The organism is Clostridium sp., from assembly GCF_021372645.1.
In the GTDB taxonomy this organism is placed as follows: domain Bacteria; phylum Bacillota; class Clostridia; order Clostridiales; family Clostridiaceae; genus Clostridium.
The window spans coordinates 1-21,032 of record NZ_JAJFUC010000046.1 but is presented as its reverse complement, the minus strand read 5'-3'; the positions used below and the strand labels follow the sequence as shown (position 1 = coordinate 21,032).

14 protein-coding genes are annotated in these 21,032 nt (G+C 25.5%); 13 read left to right on the top strand and 1 reads right to left on the bottom strand.

Annotation, left to right across the window (positions count from 1 at the left end):
- Positions 1 to 73 precede the first annotated feature (73 nt).
- From LLF98_RS07945 to LLF98_RS07900, 10 genes are all read left to right on the top strand, one after another.
- Entirely contained in the window at positions 74 to 1,003 is a 930-nt protein-coding gene (locus LLF98_RS07945) for a hypothetical protein (RefSeq protein WP_291702559.1), read from the top strand.
- 143 nt (positions 1,004 to 1,146) lie between these two features.
- On the top strand, positions 1,147 to 1,578 hold the full coding sequence (locus LLF98_RS07940; protein ID WP_291702558.1) for a winged helix-turn-helix transcriptional regulator: 432 nt from the start codon (positions 1,147 to 1,149) through the stop codon (positions 1,576 to 1,578).
- Between the two features lie 254 nt (positions 1,579 to 1,832).
- The gene (locus LLF98_RS07935) at positions 1,833 to 3,038 is read left to right on the top strand and encodes a competence protein CoiA family protein (protein ID WP_291702556.1); all 1,206 of its coding nucleotides are present in this window, start codon (positions 1,833 to 1,835) and stop codon (positions 3,036 to 3,038) included.
- A gap of 681 nt (positions 3,039 to 3,719) precedes the next feature.
- Positions 3,720 to 5,666: a hypothetical protein gene (locus LLF98_RS07930; protein WP_291702555.1), complete on the top strand. Its 1,947-nt coding sequence runs from the start codon at positions 3,720 to 3,722 to the stop codon at positions 5,664 to 5,666.
- A gap of 348 nt (positions 5,667 to 6,014) precedes the next feature.
- Entirely contained in the window at positions 6,015 to 6,401 is a 387-nt protein-coding gene (locus LLF98_RS07925; RefSeq protein ID WP_291702553.1) for a hypothetical protein, read from the top strand.
- Positions 6,402 to 6,775: 374 nt separating this feature from the next.
- The gene (locus tag LLF98_RS07920) at positions 6,776 to 7,354 is read left to right on the top strand and encodes a recombinase family protein (protein WP_291702552.1); all 579 of its coding nucleotides are present in this window, start codon (positions 6,776 to 6,778) and stop codon (positions 7,352 to 7,354) included.
- Between the two features lie 169 nt (positions 7,355 to 7,523).
- Positions 7,524 to 8,249 carry a TnsA endonuclease N-terminal domain-containing protein gene (locus LLF98_RS07915; protein WP_291702550.1) on the top strand — a complete coding sequence of 242 codons (726 nt, stop codon included), beginning with the start codon at positions 7,524 to 7,526 and terminating at the stop codon, positions 8,247 to 8,249.
- Entirely contained in the window at positions 8,237 to 10,321 is a 2,085-nt protein-coding gene (locus LLF98_RS07910) for a Mu transposase C-terminal domain-containing protein (RefSeq protein ID WP_291702548.1), read from the top strand. The genes LLF98_RS07915 and LLF98_RS07910 overlap by 13 nt, the downstream gene beginning before the upstream one ends.
- Before the next feature lie 5 nt (positions 10,322 to 10,326).
- Positions 10,327 to 11,949, top strand: a complete 1,623-nt coding sequence (locus LLF98_RS07905; protein WP_291702547.1) for an ATP-binding protein — start codon at positions 10,327 to 10,329, stop codon at positions 11,947 to 11,949.
- Positions 11,949 to 13,418: a TnsD family Tn7-like transposition protein gene (locus tag LLF98_RS07900; RefSeq protein WP_291702546.1), complete on the top strand. Its 1,470-nt coding sequence runs from the start codon at positions 11,949 to 11,951 to the stop codon at positions 13,416 to 13,418. The genes LLF98_RS07905 and LLF98_RS07900 overlap by 1 nt, the downstream gene beginning before the upstream one ends.
- Before the next feature lie 66 nt (positions 13,419 to 13,484).
- Here LLF98_RS07900 and LLF98_RS07895 read toward each other — a convergent pair whose 3' ends face one another.
- A complete protein-coding gene (locus LLF98_RS07895; RefSeq protein WP_291702544.1) occupies positions 13,485 to 13,700 on the bottom strand; it encodes a hypothetical protein in 216 nt (71 codons plus the stop codon).
- A gap of 129 nt (positions 13,701 to 13,829) precedes the next feature.
- Here LLF98_RS07895 and LLF98_RS07890 point away from each other — a divergent pair, with 129 nt between their 5' ends.
- The 3 genes from LLF98_RS07890 to LLF98_RS07880 all read left to right on the top strand — a co-directional run bounded on the left by LLF98_RS07890 (position 13,830) and on the right by LLF98_RS07880 (position 20,833).
- Complete coding sequence (locus tag LLF98_RS07890) at positions 13,830 to 16,640, top strand: TrlF family AAA-like ATPase (protein ID WP_291702543.1); 2,811 nt, start codon at positions 13,830 to 13,832, stop codon at positions 16,638 to 16,640.
- A 300-nt stretch (positions 16,641 to 16,940) separates the two neighbouring features.
- Complete coding sequence (locus LLF98_RS07885; protein WP_291702542.1) at positions 16,941 to 19,085, top strand: GTPase; 2,145 nt, start codon at positions 16,941 to 16,943, stop codon at positions 19,083 to 19,085.
- 2 nt (positions 19,086 to 19,087) lie between these two features.
- Entirely contained in the window at positions 19,088 to 20,833 is a 1,746-nt protein-coding gene (locus tag LLF98_RS07880) for a GTPase (RefSeq protein WP_291702540.1), read from the top strand.
- The last annotated feature ends 199 nt before the right edge of the window (positions 20,834 to 21,032 follow it).

The following is a 21,032-nucleotide window of genomic DNA, read 5'->3' as shown; positions in this document are numbered from 1 at the left end:
AAATAAGAGGATATTATTATGGAATTGAAGAACTTCATGGAAATATAGATATTCTATTTTAGGAGGAAATTATATGGAAGATACAGGTTATACTAAACATTTATGCGCATTTATTGATATTTTAGGTTACAAAAATTTGGTGAATGATTCTGAAAAAAAAAATAATTCTATATCTATTATAAAAAAGTTAGAAGAAATTATTGGAAATGTAATAACAGAATATATTGAGCATTCAAGTCATGGTAATATGGGGCCATTTGACTACGAAATATTTTCAGATAGCATTATTATTACTACTCCAATAACATTAGATTATGGTGATTATAATCGGTCTCAACTTGAATTAGCTCCATATATTTGTTATCTTCATGATAAATTATTTCAATTAAGTTTAATATTATCTGGAATACAAATGCAATCATTGCATGCAGATATTATTTTTCGTGGCTCGATTTCAATAGGAAACCATTATCGAAGTTCGAAAATAATGTTTTCTAAAGCTTTAGTTAATGCTTATACATCTGAAAGCAAAAATGCCATCTATCCAAGAATAATAATCGATACAGTATATCAAGAAGATGCTTTGAATACAAAAGAAATACTTGAAAGTTTAGTTAATATGGGAATTCTTTTAAAAGATAATGATTACTATTTTGTAGACTTTATTGGAAGAATGTGTACATTTAATACATGGTCTCCTGAAATTACTGAAATAAATCTAATGGAACTTAAAGAATTAATTGAAGAAAATCTAAAACTTGCATCAAAAGATGATAGTCCTAAAAAGGTTTTACATAAATATATTTGGTTAGCTAAATATTTTAATTTCAGTGTAAAATATACAAACTTAAAAATAAATATAGATAATCCAACGGTTGTGAAAACAAATTTTCAAAAGGCTATACCACAACATCCCAGAATAACTATTTATGACGATGATGACAATATAGAAAAAGTAATTGATTTAACAAAATTAAAACCTAATGAGGAAATACGTATATAGATAAAGCAGAGTAAAAGTTAATGAGAGTGATGAAGTATGGGGAAATACATGAAAGTTATTATTAGTGTTGGACTTTTAAAAGTGTTTTTTAATTCAATGCTATTAATTTATGTAATTGAAAAATTTTGAGGAGATATATTTAAATGGCTAAAAAAATAGGAATTTCAAATGAAATGACAAAAATATTTGAGGAATATTTCAAAAAATATAAAGATATATTGGACATTATAGATTCTCAAAAAGACATTGACAATATGAGTAGAATTTCTCAGAAGGAAATAGCAAATACATTAGGAATTAGTCAAACGTTGGTCTCTAAATGCATAGTAAGATTAGAACGTTCAGATAAATGCATTGAAAAAATAAAAGCAGGAGTATATAAGGTTAACCATACAGATACTATAAAATACGGACCATTTAATAAGTTTTTGAAGTATATAACTTCTATTATGAAAGATAACAATATTATAAAGTTAAGAGATGATGAGCAAGCTGAGATTCTAAACATGACTTGTGATGAAATTAAAATGGTTAGAGGATATGCACAAATTTTATTAACTGATTCTAATAAATGATTAATTATTTGAAAGAGAATAAATTTAAGTGAATATTGTAATGAAACTTATAGTAAGTAAAAATAATAGTATTTTTATAAAATAATTTAGCTGTAGCAAAATCACGGCTTTTATTTTATATCTTAAATTAAAACTTAAGGATTTAGAAGAAACTCAAATTGTATAAATATACTTGTTAAAATACATATAATGGTTTCGAGTAATATTAAATTAAAATAATATATTTAATTTAATTCTATTTGGGGAGGAATAAATTGAAGATTAAATTGCCATTTGGAAAAAGAGGAGAAAAACTAATACATATAGAGGAAATTAAAAATATTGAGAATGGATTGAATTGTAATTGTGTATGTCCTTATTGTGGAAGCATTTTAGTTGCAAGATTAGGTGAACAAAATCAAAAGCACTTTTCCCACTACAAAGGAAGTGATTGCGGAAAAGGACTTGAAACGGCATTACACTTATTTGCAAAACAGGTGATTGTAGAAAATAAAAAAATAAGGGTACCATCATATAATTACTATGATTCTTATGAAGATAGATATGGAGAATTTGACGTAAAAGAAATTTCTCTTATGAAAGAGAATTTAATAGAGTTCGATAGGATACAGGTTGAAGAGTATGTAAATGATTTCAAACCAGATATTATTGCACATAAAGGCAAATACAAATTAGCTATAGAAATTGCAGTAACACATGAAGTAGACGAGGAAAAAAAGAAAAAAATTATTCATAGTGGCTTATCTACATTAGAAATAAGTTTAAATATTGATGATAGTAGCTTAATTTTAAATAAAAAAGAATTAATAGAAAAAGTAATAAATTCTGTTGATAATAAAAAATGGATATATAGTAAACTGGCAGAACAGAAAAAACTTGAAATAAAAGAAAGAAAAGAATTAAAAGAAAAACAATATAAAGAATACTTAGAAAAACAACAGGTGCTTAAAAATCGAAGAATAGAAAAATTGATGTTAAAGAAAGTAGAATTTGAAAAAATATATTATAATAAATTATTAAATAACCCAGAATGGATAGAGTTGAAGGGTAAGTACAATATAGATATTAGTAATATTCCTAAGTTGTTAACCAATTCAATAGATGGTGAAATGGCATTTGAAGAGCATAAATTTTTTTGGAAATTAATAATATGGGATAAATTTATTAATAATCGTTATAAAAAGATAATTGAGATTTGTAAGGTTGTAGCTTGGATTAGAAAATATTCTAATATGAATGTAAATAAAGATTTAAGTTATACATCTACATTAGTAAAAAAAGAATTTCCGGATATAACAGATGCAATTTATAATTTCTTTGAAGAATTAACATCCAATAATATTTTGAACTTACATGAAAAGGCTAAGAAAAGAGAGGAGTATGAGTATAAGGTTAATATTGATAAATTTGATATTGCAGTTAAATTATACTATTTTAATGAATTAAATAATGGTGTTTAAGAAGTTATATTGATATAGTACAAGCTAACATGATTAGTGTAGATAATTCTTTAAATTTAGTTGCGGCCGCAATATTGAGAGTAGGTTTAAGTGATGATGTTAAAATGTCATCAGAATCATGTATATTGGTAAAATAGAAATAAGCAAGTATGAAAACCCAGAAATGAAACAACTTTCCCGAATCATGAACTTATATTATCTAAAGGAAGAGTCTGTCCATTTTGAAAATCTTAAACTATATCAATAATAGGAAGTATTAAGACCCATGGTGCCACAGAGAGTTCAAATGCGTAGCTTGAAGGCTTGCAGATGAGAGGTTAAGGTTTTTTTTGCAAAAATGTTTATTTTAAAACTTATAACAATGGTGAGTATATAGCTTTATGAACACTAATATGCTATATTGAAAGCAGTTGGTATAAGTAGTATGATTTAAAACAGTCAAGAAAATAATATCTAAAATATTAAAGAGTGCATTCATTAGGAAGTAGTTACACATGTAACCCTATGCCCAAAGAAGCACTCAGTCTTTTGCTATATTAGTATATGAATATTTAATAAAAATATTCAATTAAATTTATATTATGCTATAATCATAATATAAAATAATAAATAAGTCAAATTTATTATTTGGTAAGATTAATTTAGTAGAGAGATGAGTTTAATTAATACGGGGTGAGTTGATTGAGTAAAGATAAAAATACTGCATATGAATATTTTATTTTAAGTATTCAAGAGCACTTTAAAGATGAACACTATAGATTGGAAAATAGGAAGGTAGATAGTTTAAGAAGGTTATTATCAGAATATATAAATTTAGAACAGGAAATAAAAAGCAATATAGTAGATAAAGATAAATTACAAAAAAGCAAAAAAGCATTAAATAATACTATAATATTTTACTTTGAAAAAACTTTATTCAAAAAGAACGAAAGTTTTAGTAATGATATAGTAAGTTTATTAAAATTAATGAAATCAGAAAATAAAAGTGATAAAGATAATCAAAATGAAAGTGAAAAAACTAACAGTTCAATAAAAAAGGAAGAATGTATCTATTATTCAATAAGTGCGTTAAATAAAAAAATAAGCAAGATTAATATTCTGAATTTTTGGATTGATATAATATTAGAAAAAGTTTCATCATTTGAAGAAGTTGATAAGGTGATGGATTGTTATATAAGTGAGTTACTATATGAAGGTTATTCTTTAAAATATCTGCAAGAATGGTGGATGGATTCATTTAAAGAGATATTAAATAAAAAGCAAGATTTAGTATTAGAAAGCGAAATAGAAAAATTTAAAGTACTATCAGATAAGACCACTTACGAATATGATGTAATTATAAAATTAAGCTTACCCCAAAAAATTAAAGATGAATTTCAACAAAATAACCATATTACTATTGGAGATATTACATATACATCATTAGATGAAGAAGAAAAAGAAACGATAAGTAAGGAAAATTATAAATTTTTTGAAAGCAATAAAGTGTGGTATTTGAAAATCAGAATTAATGCGTGCGATAAATATAAAGCAATAGAGCAAGTATTATATCCAATAGAAAATTACATCGAAATATATAAGGTATTAGATAATACTATGTCAAATACTTTGATTAATACATGTTTAATCAAAGTAATAAGAATAATTAATGAGGAAATAGGTATAACTGGTGGTGGATACAAAGAAATTTCACTTAATAATATAAAACAACATACTAAAGAATTTAGTGAAAGGGAAAAAGAAGATATCGAAGATTTTGTGAATTTAAGAGATGATTTTAGGCATAATAAGAAAAATATGAGCTGTATACATGATATGGAACAAGTAATAAATATACTACAAAAATCTACTGAATTTACAAGAGAAAATAGATTGTTAAATTATTGGAATTGTATGGAAAATTTACTTAGACCATATAAAGGAAATTCTATAATAGAAAAAGTTATTACTATTGTTCCTAAAGTAATATGTATATATATTGTCAAACAAAAGATGAATGTATTATGGGAACGATTATATCCTTTACTGGGCAAAAAAATAGATGACAAAGGTATTGGGGAGTGTAAATCAGAGGACAAGCCACATAAGTATTCAAAAAAGAAATTAGTTGAATATTTAGCTTGTGAAGAAACAAGTAATAATTTAAATGAAAAAACAAAATGTTATACTACGGTTAATAGAAGTGTTACTGACGTTCACAAACTATTAACAGAGCCATCCCAATTATTAAAATATATTGAGGATATAGAGCAATCAGTAATAAATAGTATAACATCTGTTTATAGAACAAGAAATAATTTAGTACATAATGGAGGAAGTTTGGAAATAAATATGCAATATCAAACAGATAGATTGCAACATTATTTAAGTTGTATATTAAGTACTTTAATTTACCATATTAAACGAAATCCAGAATTATCTGTAGGGGAAGTGTTATATTCTATAATACAGACCTATGATACATATAAAGAAGGTATAAAAAATTTAAGTGAAACTGTAAAAAAGATTGAGAAAAAATATAATAATAATACAGAAGAAGGAATAAAAGAGTTAATAAAAAATAGAGAAAAAGAAATATTAGAATTTGGGCTTGAAAATATTGCATTCATAAAGTATTTATATATATAATTTAATAGATATATTGCTATAATATATTTAGATAAAAGTGAAAAAAATTGTAAAGTCCTATAATATAATGGCTTATAATTAGGGACAGTAGATAGCTTTGCGTTAAAACAAAACTATCTACTGTCCCTATAAGTCTTTCTCGAGAGTTTAGTTTTTTATTATATTATCTGAAATATTTTAATAGAAATAATATTCATAAATTCTATTAGGTCTCTATAACTTATATTTGAAAATAAGTAATCTTCTATAAAAAATAAAAGTATTGATTTTAAAAGATGATAAGTATATACTAAATTTATAACCCTTATATAATAAGGATTATAAATTTAGCGTATTGGAGGCGGTATTATGAATTTTACTATAGAAAAAATAATAAATGAATTAAAAAATGAATTTCCCAAAGCATATAGAGCATTTGGTGGGTTTGTGGAAGCGGGACCCTTATGGAATATGTGTATAGATACAATAATGGATGCAGAGCTAATGAATCATATAATATTTTGCAATGATGTTTTGAAAATGCCACCTGTTAAGGTTTTTCTATTAGCCAATGAAAGTGATTTTGATATTACAGATTATGAAAGAAAGTTCTTGGGGGCTTTTTGGGGCTTCATATTCAAATTTGTTTTTAAGTACAATAATCAAAAAAGTACATCTATAAGCACTAAGGGCATAAAGTCTGCTACATACTTTTATGAGTGTGAATCAAAGATAAAAGTAGTTAATGAAGAATAGGATAATCTTTTTATAGCAGTTAAATTTAAAAAGAGGAAAATTGTAAAGTAAGTTTATAATCAACTAAGATATTTCAAAGTAAATATTTAAACTTAATTAAATTTCGCTATAAATCATGATTATTAAGAAATTGTATAATTAAATAATGAGGCAATTCAAAATGGTAATAGAAAGAAGTTAGTTTATATATTAGATTAATTTCTTTCTATGTATCTTTAAATAAGGTATACCCTAAGCGAATAACTCAATTATATTGAAAATAATCTGTTTAGAGTTAATTGGTGTATTTTTGAATAGGTGGCTATAGAACCCTTTGATTTCAAACAAATAACTTTGTATAATATGATTATAATTATTAAGAGGGGAGGCAGAAAATGGATATAGCCTACATAAGAATTTCAAGTCAAGACCAAAATGAAAATCGTCAAATTGTAATGATGAAGGAAAAGGGAATAGATAAATTATTTATAGATAAATGCAGTGGAAAAGATACGAATAGACCAGAACTAAAAAATATGTTGGAGTTTATTCGAGAAAATGATAATTTATATATAGAAAGTTTTTCTCGTCTTGCTCGAAGCACTAAAGATTTATTAGAATTAGTAGAATATATAACAGAAAATAAAAAAGCACATCTTATTTCATTAAAAGAAAATATAGATACAAGTACGGCCGCAGGTAGAATGATGTTGGGAATAATCGGAAGTATATATCAGTTTGAACGCGAATGCTTACTTGAAAGACAAAAAGAAGGCATTAAGTTGGCAGTTGAAGCAGGCAAATATAAAGGAAGAAAAAAGATTAATTATCCCGAGGGATGGCAAGAAATTTATCAAAAATATAAGATAAGAGAAATTACAGGTACAAAAGCAATAGAATTATTAAACTTAAAAAGAACTACATTTTATAAGCTAAAAAATGAATATGAAAATAAAGAGCGATTAGCTCAATAACATTACCTATAGAAATCATTAAAAAAAATTAAGATGATTTCCTATATGTAATGTTTTTTTTATACAACCATTTAAAATTCGTATTATATATAAAATAATTTTTAAAATATCACAAAGAAATCATTTATTGCTAATAATATATCAACAAGTAGGGAGGGATTATTTTTATATGGAAAAAGAGTATGAAAGTTTAGTTAAAATTCAGCAGTTTTCGTCTGAAGGTAAAGTTTCAAGAGTTTTAGGTAGAAAAACAGGAAGAATACATCATTTTTTAAGTGATTTAGAAACAAATGTATTCTATATTTTAGAGTTTGATAAAAATGTAGTTGATATAAAGGAACATTATCCATTAGAGAATGTTAGAGATTTAATAGCAGATAATGATATTAATTGGGAAAAGTTTAATGATAAAAAAACAGGTGAAGAGTATACAATAACAACTACATTTTTAGTTACATTATCTAATAATAAAGAAGTAGCTATTTCATGTAAGAATCAGAGCCAGCTCTATAAGAGTAGCACTCAGTTAAAATTAGAAATAGAAAGGCGATATTGGAATATAAAAGCAATAGATTGGTGCATTATTACTAATAAAGATATTTCAAATACAATATTAAAAAATATAAAATGGTTGCAATTAGGAGAATCTTTAACTGAAATTAATCCAGAATTATTAAAGATAATTAAAGATACAATTGGTATAAATACTGGCAGATTAAAAGATTATATAGAGCAAATTGGTAGAACTTATAATTATGAAGATAAATTAGTTTTATCTACTATGAAGACAATGATAATAAATGATTATTTGCTCATAAATTTGGATGAAGAAATATCATTTGAAACTAACATAGATAAGTTCGAAATTAATGAGGTAATGTTATGGAAATATTAATTAATACAGTGATGAAGAAGTTAGAAAGTAGTGTTATTGAAAGAGTTTTGTGGGCAGATAAAAATATAGTTATTCTTATTAATGTAGAAGATAATAGTTGGGTATATGAAGAAGAATATAAACTTGTTATTGATAGTATTAAAAACAAAAAAAGAGAGATTATTGATTATGCTGATAATACATTCTTTATAGAAGAGAATTCAATTAATAATGTAGAGAAAATAAAAAGAGACAGAGCTTATGAAGTTGTAATGGAGTTTTATAAGAAAATTAATGAACCTGATATCTTTGATATTAAATTAAGAAACCAACATATAAAATATGTAGTTAAGAAATTTAATATTAGTAGAAGTACAGCAGAATTATATTTAAAAAAGTATTGGAAAAGGGGAATGACTAAAAATTCTTTATTACCAGATTATTATTTATGTGGGGGAAGAGGAAAGGAAAAATTATCGAGTAGAACTAAAAGAGGTAAGCCATCAAAAAATAAAGGAAATGGATTAAATGTTGATGAAAAAATCAAGAAAATATTTAAAACATCAGTTAATAAATTTTATAATAATTATAGCCAAAATACATTAAAAACAGCTTATAATTTGATGCTAAAAGAGTATTTTTCGCAAAAAATTACTGATAATTATGGAAAACAAAGTTTAATTCTAAATGATGAAATACCAACCCTTAATCAATTTAGATATTGGTTTAATAAAGAAAGAAATATAAAAAAAGAAATTTCGAGTAGATATGGGGGAAGAATATTTCAACAAAAAAATAGAGCAATATTGGGAAGTGTAAGAGATGGAATAATAGGGTCTGGTTATCAGTATCAAATAGATGCAACAATTGGTGATATTTATTTAGTATCAGAATTTAATAAAAATTGGATAATAGGACGTCCAGTGATATACGCTGTGATTGATACATTTTCTTATTCTGTCATTGGAATAAATGTTACGTTAGAAGGACCATCTTGGGAAGGTGCTATGGGAGCTTTAATTAATGCATTTACTGAAAAAACTGAATTTTGTAAAGAGTATGGAATAGATATTAAAGATGAGGAATGGCCTATGAAATATATTCCTCATGAAATATTGGCTGATAGAGGTGAAATGGTTGGTTTTAATGCAGATAATCTTGTTAATTTAGGAATAAAAGTATCTAATACAGCTCCTTACAGGGCAGAATGGAAGTCATTAGTTGAGCAATATTTCAGATTGTTAAATATACATGTAAAACCTTTATCACCGGGGATAGTTAATCCTGATTTTAGACAGCGTGGTAGTAAAAGTTATATCTTAGATTCAACGCTTAATATTCGAGATTTGACAAAAATTATTATTAAATCAGTACTATATCATAATAACTGTAGATTATTAACTAATTTCAAAAAAGATATTGGTATGTTAGAAGATGATGTAAAACCAATTCCAAGAGAAATATGGAACTGGGGATTAAACAATATAACTGGTAATTTAAGATGCATTAATAAAGAAGAACTACGATTAGCTTTATTGCCAAGAAGTGAAGCAACTATAACTGAAAGGGGCATTAAGTTTAAAGGTATATATTATTCTTGTATAAAAGCTATTGAAGAACATTGGTTTGAAAATGCAAGAGCTAATGGAGTTTATAAGATAATAGTTTCTTATAATCCAAATGATTTAACTAATATATTTTATATTGATATTAAAAATAGAATTAATGAATTATGTTTTATATTAAACAAAGATAGTAGATATAGAGGAAAAAGTATTTTTGACATTGAGTATCTTAAAAACAAAGAAAAAGAAGAAATAGAGACTATGCAAAAGAGTGAAACTGAAAGGGAAATAAATTTATTTAATGATATTGAACAGATAGTAAAAGAAGCAGAGGAAAGGATGGATGGAATAGATTTTAAACCATCGAATATAGCTGGTATTAGGGAGAATAGAAGATTAGAGAAAGAATTAATAAGGGAATCAAAGAAGAAAGTTGATAATAATTTAAGTGATAATGAGACTAATGATAATTTTGAAATTGATGATAGCGACTTAGAGCTAATTAAATCAATTACAAGAAGAAGGTGATACAAATGACTAATAAAAAAACTGAAGCTGTTTATAGTGAACAAATAATTGAAGAATATAAAGGTAATCCGTTAATAGAATCATTACCAGACATATATAGTAACAAAGAAGTTGTTGAAAAGTTAGCAACATATCCATTCTTTAAAGATGAAGAACGATATCATGAAAAACATATAAGATTGCACATCATTCAAAGGATATTTGAATTTTTTCAACCTTTACCAAGACATATAGAGCTTGAGCAAACTATTGGAAGATTAATAAGACAAGGATATGTTAGTAGAAATCCTTTAGCAAAAGAATATGTTGAAGTTTTAAATGAAGGATATAATGAGATTAAGTATGGAATAAAAAATGATTACAGTTATAATGCTACAGCGAATTCGCTTACATTAGTTGGTGTAAGTGGAATGGGAAAAACTACTGTTATTAATAAAATTTTAACTTCGATTCCACAGGTTATATCACATTCAAGTTATAAAGTATATGATATGTGTTATACACAGATAGTTTGGATGGAATTAGATTGTCCATATGATGGTTCACTAAAGGCACTATGTTTAGATTTTTTTAGTAAAGTTGATGAGCTTGTTGGGAGTAATTATTTTAATAAGTATTATAATTCAAGGTTATCTGCAAATGCAATGCTACCAATTATTAAACAGATAGCATTAAATGTAAATATTGGAGTATTAGTAGTAGATGAAATTCAACATTTATCAACTGCAAGAAGTGGTGGTGCAGAAAAAATGCTTAACTTTTTTGTGACATTAATTAATACAGTATCAATCCCTGTAATATTAATAGGAACTCCTAAAGCACTACCACTATTTCAGACAGAATTTAGACAAGCACGTAGGAGTTGTGGTCAAGGAAATGTCTTTTGGGACAGGCTTAAAAATGATGAAGAATTCTTTATATTAGTGGAAGGATTATGGGAATATCAATGGATTCAAAAGCCTCAAGAGTTAACTAAAGAAATTGTTGACATATTATATGATGAAAGCCAAGGGATAATTGATATTGTAGTTAAATTATTTTTCATGGCACAGATTAGAGCTATAATATCTAATAAGGAAGAAATATCAATTAAATTAATCAAAAAAGTAGCTGATGAAAACTTAAAACTTCTAAAACCAATGTTAAATTCACTAAAATCAGGGGATATTAGAGAAATAGCAAACTATTCAGATATTATGCCAATAGATATTTCAAAGGTAATACAAACAGCGCAAACAAAGTTAGAATTTGATAATAAAGTGGAAGAATTAAAGAAAGCACGAGAAAGTATAAAGGAAAATAATCAAATTCATATGAAAGAACAGGTTAGTATTAAATTATTAGAATTAGGTTATAAAGAAAATGAATTTAATGGTTTTATTGAAGATATTTTATGTGTGAAAGAAAGTAATGTTAATAAATTAGTTAGGATAGCTATAGAAATTATTAATGGAAATAAGAATGATGGAATCAAGGAAACAAAAGTTAAAAATAAATTACTTAAGGAAGATGACATAAGGTTTTTAGGAAAGGTAGCGAAAGAGGGGAAATTTACAGTTTATGAACAATTAAAAGAAATAGGATATATTAAAAACTTAGGTAAATGGTTAAAAGAGGTGAGTAAGTAGTGGTTCATTTTTTTCCATTACCGTATCCAGATGAAACTTTATATAGTGTTATAGCAAGATATAAGGTATGGAGTGGTAATACTAATTCAAAAAATGTTTTAAGAGAATTGTATGGAAAAGAAACAATAGTAGCAAGTAAGCATCTACCATCTAATATAAAAGAATTGAGAGAGCATATACCTAATAAATATAAGTTAAATGAAGATGATTTGATTAATAAAACAACTTTATATAGATATTATTTAGCCTTTTCAAATAATGAAAGGGCTAATTTAGTATATGGCCAAATGATAGGAAATGGAGGTTCAAAAATATTTGCTACATTAGGATTAAGCAATAATTCTATTAATAATATCAATAGTCTTAAATATTGCAGAAAATGTTTTGAAGAAGATAAAGAAAAGCATGGAGAGGGATATTGGCGTAGAGAGCATCAATTAGCAGGTGTACTTATATGTGGTAAACATAAAATTTCATTATATGAAATTGATAATAAATATATTAGAAATAGACAAGAATTTATTAATATTAACCATAAGGATTTACCAGAAAAAGCATTAGTAGATAATATAAATGAAGAAATTATAAAAAAACAATCATCACTAATAATAAATTCTAACTTAATTCTAAATCATCATCATGAGTATAAAAGTATGAATTGTTTTAGAGAATATTATGTTAAAAGGCTTGTGGAAATAGGAATAGCAGATAATAAATTTAAAATAAATCAAGACACTCTACACAATAGATTTGTAGAATATTATGGAAAAAACTACCTCGAGTTAATAGGTGGTGATTATAAATTTGCTGATAGTAGAAGTTGGTTAACTAAAATAACAAGGAAACATAGAACTTTTTTTCATCCATTATATCACTTGTTAGTAATAGATTTTCTTAAGATAAATATTCAAGAATTATTCAATAGTAATGAATTTAATATTTATAGTAATGATAGAACATTAACTGAAAAAAGTGAGAAAGATAAAGATGTATATAGAAAAAGATGGAACTTATTAATGATAAATAACCCTAACAAATCAAAAACAGAACTAAGGCAGATTGACCATTCAACGTATACTTGGCTTTATAAATATGATAAGAAATGGTTAGAAGATAATTCACCAAGTAGAAAGAAAAATATTGGTATAAAGAATATTGACTGGAATGGAAGAGATGAAGAGATTTTAAAAAAAGCAAAAGTGGTTGTAGAGGAAATAATAAATTCCAAAGATAAGCCTGAAAGAATTACTATAAGTCTCATAGGTAGAAAAACCGGAAGTTTATATTTATTGCAAAGATATATTAGTAAAATGCCTAAATGTAATGAATACATACAAAAAAATGCGGAATCAGTTGAGGATTTTCAAAAAAGAAGAATAGAATGGGTAAAAGAAAATTGCTTTAATGATGAAATTATAAGTGAGTGGAAGGTGAGAGCAAAAGCAGGTATAAGAAATAATTTAAATTAATTGTATAATTGAAAAAAATCAATATATTTGAAATTTAAAATATACTGATTTTTCCATATGAATAAATCAGTATATTAGAATGCATTGCTTATCAATAGCATCATTTTGGTCATTAGAAACAGAACAATTAGCAGAATATTTTATTGATAGAATTCTAAAAGTTGATGTTGCAGAACATGTAGAACATGATAAATTAAAATTTTCATTATTTTTTACCATTAAATTTTCTATTAAACTTGTGTGATATTGACCACAGTTTTTACATTTCCAATCTATATGCATAAAGAAACCTCCTTACTTATTTGAAAAATATAAGTTTATTACATAATATATACAAAAAGTTGACATTTTAGAAGGAATATTCTTCTTTTTATTGAATTATTTATATAGATAAAAAGAGGAGTGGTGAAAATGAAATCTAATAAAGGTTCTGTTTGGAGCAAATGGGATTTACATATACATACACCTAAATCAATATGTAATAAGTATGGTGCTGATGATGAAGAAACATGGGAGAATTTTATAACTCATTTAGAAAATTTGCCTAAGGATGTAGACGTTATAGGGATAAATGATTATTATTTTATAGATGGTTTTGAAAAAGTAATGGACTATAAAATGAATCAAGGTCGATTAGGAAATATAAAAAAGATATTTCCAATATTAGAATTCAGAATAGATACGTTTGCTTCAGCGAGTGGAAGTAAGTTTCAAAGAATTAATTTACATATTCTATTTAATATAGAAGATACAAAATGGAAAAGTGAAATTAAAAAGATAAAGGAAGAATTTATAGAACAAATTCATCTATCACAATTAGAAATACATAAAACAAAAATTTTAAGTCGTAAAAATATTATTGAATGTGGTGGAGACATTAAAAAGGGATTTGAAGCTACAATTCCATCAAAAGAAGAAGTATTTGGCGTTATCGAGAGCAAAACTTGGAAAGATAAAGTATTTACACTTTTAGGATATAAAGAATGGAATAACCTTGAGAAAGGTACTCAACTTAGACAATTTAAAGAAGCGTTATATAACAAAGTTGATGCTTTCTTTACTGCATCCCCAGATGATAATTTCTCAAAGAAGCAAATGGTTCTTGATAATTTTGGAGAAAAAGTATTGATTCATTCTGATGATATACATAATTTTGAACAATTAGAGGCATCAAATTATAGATGTTTAACTTGGATAAAAGCAGATAAAACCTATGAAGGTTTAAAACAAATATTAATTGAAACAAAAGAAAGAATAAAAATACAGGAGACAAATCCTTTTTATAATGAAAATAAGACAAATATAATAGATAGTATAAGCATATCAAATAGTAATGGATGGTTTGAAAATGGAAAACTTGAATTAAATAGTGGCTTAGTATCTATAATAGGTGAGAAAGGAGCGGGAAAAACTGCATTATTAGATTTACTTTCCATATCAAATGAAGAAGGTATATATGAAAAAGATAAAAAGAATCCATATTCGTTCTATAATAGAGCAAAGGAAGTAATAAAAGGAACTAATTTAGATATTCAATATTTGGGTGGGGCTAAAAAGTCACATACATTTAATGGAGAAGATGCTAAGAGTAGTACTGATAAACATGCTAAAGTAAGATATTTATCTTTAAAAGAGTTAGAAAGTTATTGCGATGAGAAAGATAAATTTCAAGAATTCATTAAAGATATAATTTTATCTACATATCCTGATGTTAGTGAATTTGATGAAAAAGCAAAGAGTGCTATTGAAATAATTAAAAGATTAGACAAAAAGATTTACGAATTAACTGAAATAACTAAAAAAATGGAAAAGATTAATAGTGCTATTGAAAATAAAAAAGTTGAGTTAAATAATTATTTAAATAATCAACCTAAGATAGTTACAAATTTTACAGATGAACAAGAAGAACAATATAAAAAATTAATTGGTTATGAACAAGAGCTAAAAACTAAAATGGATATAAATACGAAAGAACAAAATGAAATAAATGAGTTCGGTCAGTGGCTAAATAGTGAAATAAATACGTTAAAACAAAATTTTTACAACAACTTAAATATAAAGAGTAATACATATAAATATTTAAATAAAAATATGATAACAAATCTTGAAATTAAATTAGATGTGTTAAAATCAGATGGAATTAAAGAACGAATCAGCACATTAAAAAAAGAACAGATGGAATTACATAATCAATTAAGCGAGAATATAAGCAATATTAAACCGTTGGAAGAATTGAATAAAAATTTAGAAGAACAGCAGAATATCACTAAAAAGTGGTTTGAAGGTAAAAGTATAGTTGAAAAGGAACTTAAAAGTTTACAAACAGAAAAAATAAATTTGGATAATAATATAAAGCAAATTCAAGAATTAAGAATTCAATTGCAAAGTAAGTATTTAGAATTAATAAGAAATAAGATTCAACAAAAGCAAAGATATGAACAATTAAAGATGAAGTTAGAAAATGATAATAATATAAGTTTCAATGTAAAGATAGAGTTTAACACTGATAAATTCTTTTCAATTGAAGATTCAATAATTAGGCATGGAAAAGGTAATTCACAAGAAAAAATAAAAGAAATATTAACAGAAAAGTTAATTAATAAATTAGCAGAAATTGATAGTAAAAATGTAGAAGATGAACTACCAGATATTGATTTATTATTAAATTGGATTAATAACGATTCATTTATAAGTGAAGTGTTTGGGGAAAATAGAGATTATGAATCTTTGGTTAAAAGTGGATTTGATATAGCATCATTTTATGATTGGATTTTTGATGACTATTATGAAGTAAACTATTTTATTAATTTTAAGGGAAGGGCGTTAGAAACTTTATCGCCCGGTCAAAAAGGACTTGTATTAATGAAAATTTTCTTGAAACTTGATAATAGTACGAAACCGTTATTGATAGACCAACCAGAAGATAATTTAGATAATAAGTCTGTGTACTTAGACTTAGTTAATGATATCAGACAAATAAAAAAGAAAAGGCAAGTAATAATAGCAACACATAATCCTAATTTAGTTGTTAACACAGATAGTGAACAAGTTATAGTAGCAAAATTTGCAGATAACACTAAAAATGGAGAAGCAAAGATAAAATATTTTAGTGGTGGGCTTGAAAACATAGAAATTAGAAATGATGTATGTGATATTTTAGAAGGCGGAGATATAGCGTTTCTAAAAAGAGAGGAAAGGTATTGTTTGAATAAAAAAGCATAATTTTAATTCTGTAATAAATAGTTTATAACTATTTACTACTATGTTCATTGCTAAAAAAGTTTAGAAAAATAAACCTCTATCTATGACCTAATAAAGGTCATAGATAGGCTTTTTGCTGTCTTTCCAATGGCGAAAATGTTGAGAAATAATGTAGAACTAATTAAAAAACAATCATCATTGATAATAATATAAAACAGATAATAAAAATTAAGGATAAGATGGTATAATTTATAATGAGATGCGTGAATAATATACTATAAATGAAAATAAAACAAAAATTTCATGGGGGATAATATAATAATGGTTAATACAAAGATTAATAATAAGTGTACTTATGAGGAATACTTAAATTCTTTAGATGAGTGTAAATTTATAGCGAATGAAGAAGCAAAAAGGTTAGATACCCAATTTAATAATTTAGGCTCAATGTTAAAAGATAAAGAAAATGACTTAAATGAGTTTATAAATGAAATAGAGAGTATTGGTGTTTTAAAAGATGATAAACTTAAAGAAACATTGTTACAGTTAAATTCAGTAATAGATGAAAAAATAGGAGATGGTATAGGGTATATTAATAATACATTACAAAAGAAAAAAGAGAATCTTAGTAAATTTACAGTTGCATTATTTGGAAGAACAAAAGCAGGTAAAAGTACACTTAGAGAAACGCTAACTAATGGCGATGGTAATACAATAGGACAAGGTTCACAAAGAACAACAAGAGATATAAAAGAATATACTTGGAATAACTTAAGGATAATTGATACTCCGGGTATATCTGCATATGAAGGCGATGACGATGTTAAGTTAGCAGAGAGTATTATTAGTGAAGCGGATTTAATACTATTTTTAGTAGTAAGTGATAGCATACAAGAGTCAGAATTTGAAAAATTAGTAGAATTAAAATCATTAAATAAACCAATTGTAATTTTACTGAATGTAAAACAAGCCATAGATAAAGATATATATATGAGGAGATTTTTAAAAAATTATAATGAGGTAGTTAGTATAAAAGGACAAGAAGGGCATGTTAATAGAATAAAGGATTACTGTAAAAAATATTTAGGAACTGATAAAATTGATATTATTCCAATTCATGCAATGGCTGGATTTGAAAGCACACGGACAGAAGATGAAGAATTAAAAATGAAATTATATAATGCATCTCAAATTAACAAAGTTAAATATTTACTTAGAGATATAATTATAAATGAGGGCAGGCAAAAAAGAGTATTAACTTTTAGGGATGAATATATATTGTATTTAAATAGTTTAGAAAATGTTTTTTGGGATAGTTATAAAGAGATAAAACCGAGAATTAAATATATTAAAGAAAAACATAAAGACATTAAAGAATGGTTTCTTGATTTTGAAAAGAAAGGAAAAAAAACGATAGATGTAGAAGTAGGTAAAATATATAATGAGATGCTGTCAGAGGTAGATGATTTTATTGATAGATACGCAGGTGATAAAAGAATAGAAAGGTTATGGAATGACGGAGTAAAAGTTCATAATATAGAAGGTAAAGTTAATGAGATATATAAGGAATTATATGAAGAGGCAAATAGAAATTTAAATGAATTTTATAGACAATTTGAATTTGAAATAAGCAATTTAAATTTTGATAATGACTTAAATGGAGTTAAAAATTTAAAGAAGGGTGTTATAGGGAGAGTAGCAAGATGGGGGTCAGTAGTATTAGATGGAATATTTTTATTTAGTTTAACAAATTTCTGGAATCCAGCTGGATGGGTTGGTGGACTAATAGGTATAGGAGGAGCAATACTTACAGGTATATCATGGTTCTTTGGTACTGATAGTAAGAGATATGATAAGCAAAAGTCTCAAGCAAAAATGAATATGAAAAAAAGCATAAATAAAGGGGACTTAGAAACAAAAAAATTATTACAAAAACATTTTAAAAAGAATATTCTAAATCCTTTATATGAAAATATAAATAATGTTTTAGAAAAAAAGATAAAGACTTTAGAAGCATATTTAGATAATGTAAAAGTAATAGCATTAGAGATACGTAAAAATGTTGATACAGAAAATACCGAATTATACAGAGAGATATATAGGCAGACATTCTCACAAGAATTGAAATCAGATGTTATAAGAATTGCAAGAGAACAAGGAATAATGAGTAAGATATTAGTAAAAGAAGATATTTTCTTAAAATATAATAAATATAGAGAGATTCTCAGAAATATAATTGGAGAAAGAATAATCTATGTGGAATTTATTAATGATTCTAAAGAGTTATTAAAAAGAGCTTTGTATCCTGCAATTATTGATAATATAGATGTAGAATTTAATTCAAAAGATATAGTTATAAAAGCCAAAAAAGATGACATAAGGCACATTATAGGTAAGGGCGGTAGAAATATTAAATTAACTAATAGAATATTGGATGATTTTAATATTAACATTGAGGAGGTATAAAAATGGAAGGATTAATATTTTCAGAGATAAATAAGAAAATAGATAATGTAAAAGATAGACTTGAACATACTATAAACGATGTATATACAAATAAACATAGTTTTATAGAGGAATACATTAATGATTCTAATACATTAAATAAAAAAAATAAATTTAATGTAGCGTTTATTGGACAATACTCAGCGGGGAAATCATCAATTATATCTGCAATAACTGAAAATAGTAATATTAGAATAGGGCAAAACGTCACTACAGATAAAGCAAAGGAATACGAGTGGAACGATATTATATTAATAGACACCCCCGGAATACATACAGAGAATTCTGAGCATGATGAAATATCGTATAGGCATATGGATTTAGCAGATTTACTTGTATATGTTGTAACAACACAAGGATTTGATGATTTAATAGCAAAAGACTTTAGAAAAATTGCCTTTGAAAAGAATAAGTATTATAAAATGATGTTAGTTATAAATAAAACATCATTAGAATCTATAAATAATAAGCCTAATTGGGAAAATGATGTCAAAAAAGTTATACAACCATTAAAGTTAAGTGATTTTAGAGTAACGTTTATAGATGCTAAAGACTATTTAGAAGGATTAATAGAAACTAACGAAGAAGATAAAAAAGAATTAATAGAAATGAGTAATTTTCATGAAGTTATTAATAGTATTAATGAATTTGTATATGAGAGAGGAATACTTGGAAGATTATTATCTAAACTCAATGTTATAGAGACTCATTTTACAAAAGTATTAAATGATATAACAACAGAAGATTCAAATATAAAAATCCAAGAGTTACTTACAAGAAAAAAATTTTTAGTGAGCGAAAGCAAGCGACTAACAGAGCAGAAAATTAACACAGTTATTGATAATTCATACAATGAAATAATACAGCTATCAAATAGAATTATTGATAAAATTTCAAGTGATTTTAATGTAAATGAATTGGAGTATGAATTAGAAGAAGCAAAGATGAAGATTGATACATTATGTGAGAAATGTGTTAATGAAATAGAAGAAATATTAGATTATGAAATAGATAATTTAATTAAGAAGATAAATCAACTTGAGAATACAGCATTATATAAAGATATACTTAATGATTTCAATGCTGAAATTGATGTTAACGTTAATTTAAGCGAAAAGCAGGATTTAACAAAGATAAAAAAATCACCTGATGCATTAAAGAATATTAGTAAGTTTTTAGGTGTATCAGGAAATGGAATTAAAAGCTGGTGTACTAATTCTGATGCTGTTGAGAAGGGCATCAAGGCGTTAGCTGGAAGTGATGCTCATAAATTTGTTTTGAAAGTAGGAAGTTTTTTTGGAAAGAAATTCAAACCATACGAAGCAGTTAAAATAGCTGGAAAGATAGGAAAGGCAGGAGAAGTGTTATCAAAGGTAGGTAAGGGAGTCGGCGTAGTTGGAGCTTTAGTTGCGCCAGTTATAGCATTTTATGATGAATATGAAGAAGATAAATATGAAGACAATATAAAGAATGCAAGAATTCAAACAAGGGATAACTTTAGAACTTTAGCAAATGATATTAGAAAAAACTTTAATGAAGCAAAAAAAGATATAGTAAAAAATATATATGAAAAGGAATTAAATAATATAGAATATGAGTCAAATTCTTTAAGAAATAAAGATATAATAAAATCTAAGAATGCTCAAGAATTAATAGAAATTCAAGAAGAGATAAAAGAAATAGTTAATGAAATAAATAAAAATTCATAAGGTACAGATAGTTAATCCCTTATTTCTGTAACAAATAGTCTAAGACTATTTGTTACTATGTTCATTCCCAATAAACTTTCGAAATTTCAAAAATAGTTTGAAAAAATTATAATAAAGTTTCGAAAAAATAAAGCTCTATGTATGACTAAAAAACGGTCATATGTAGGGCTTTTTTGTTGTGTTCAGGAACCGAAGCGGA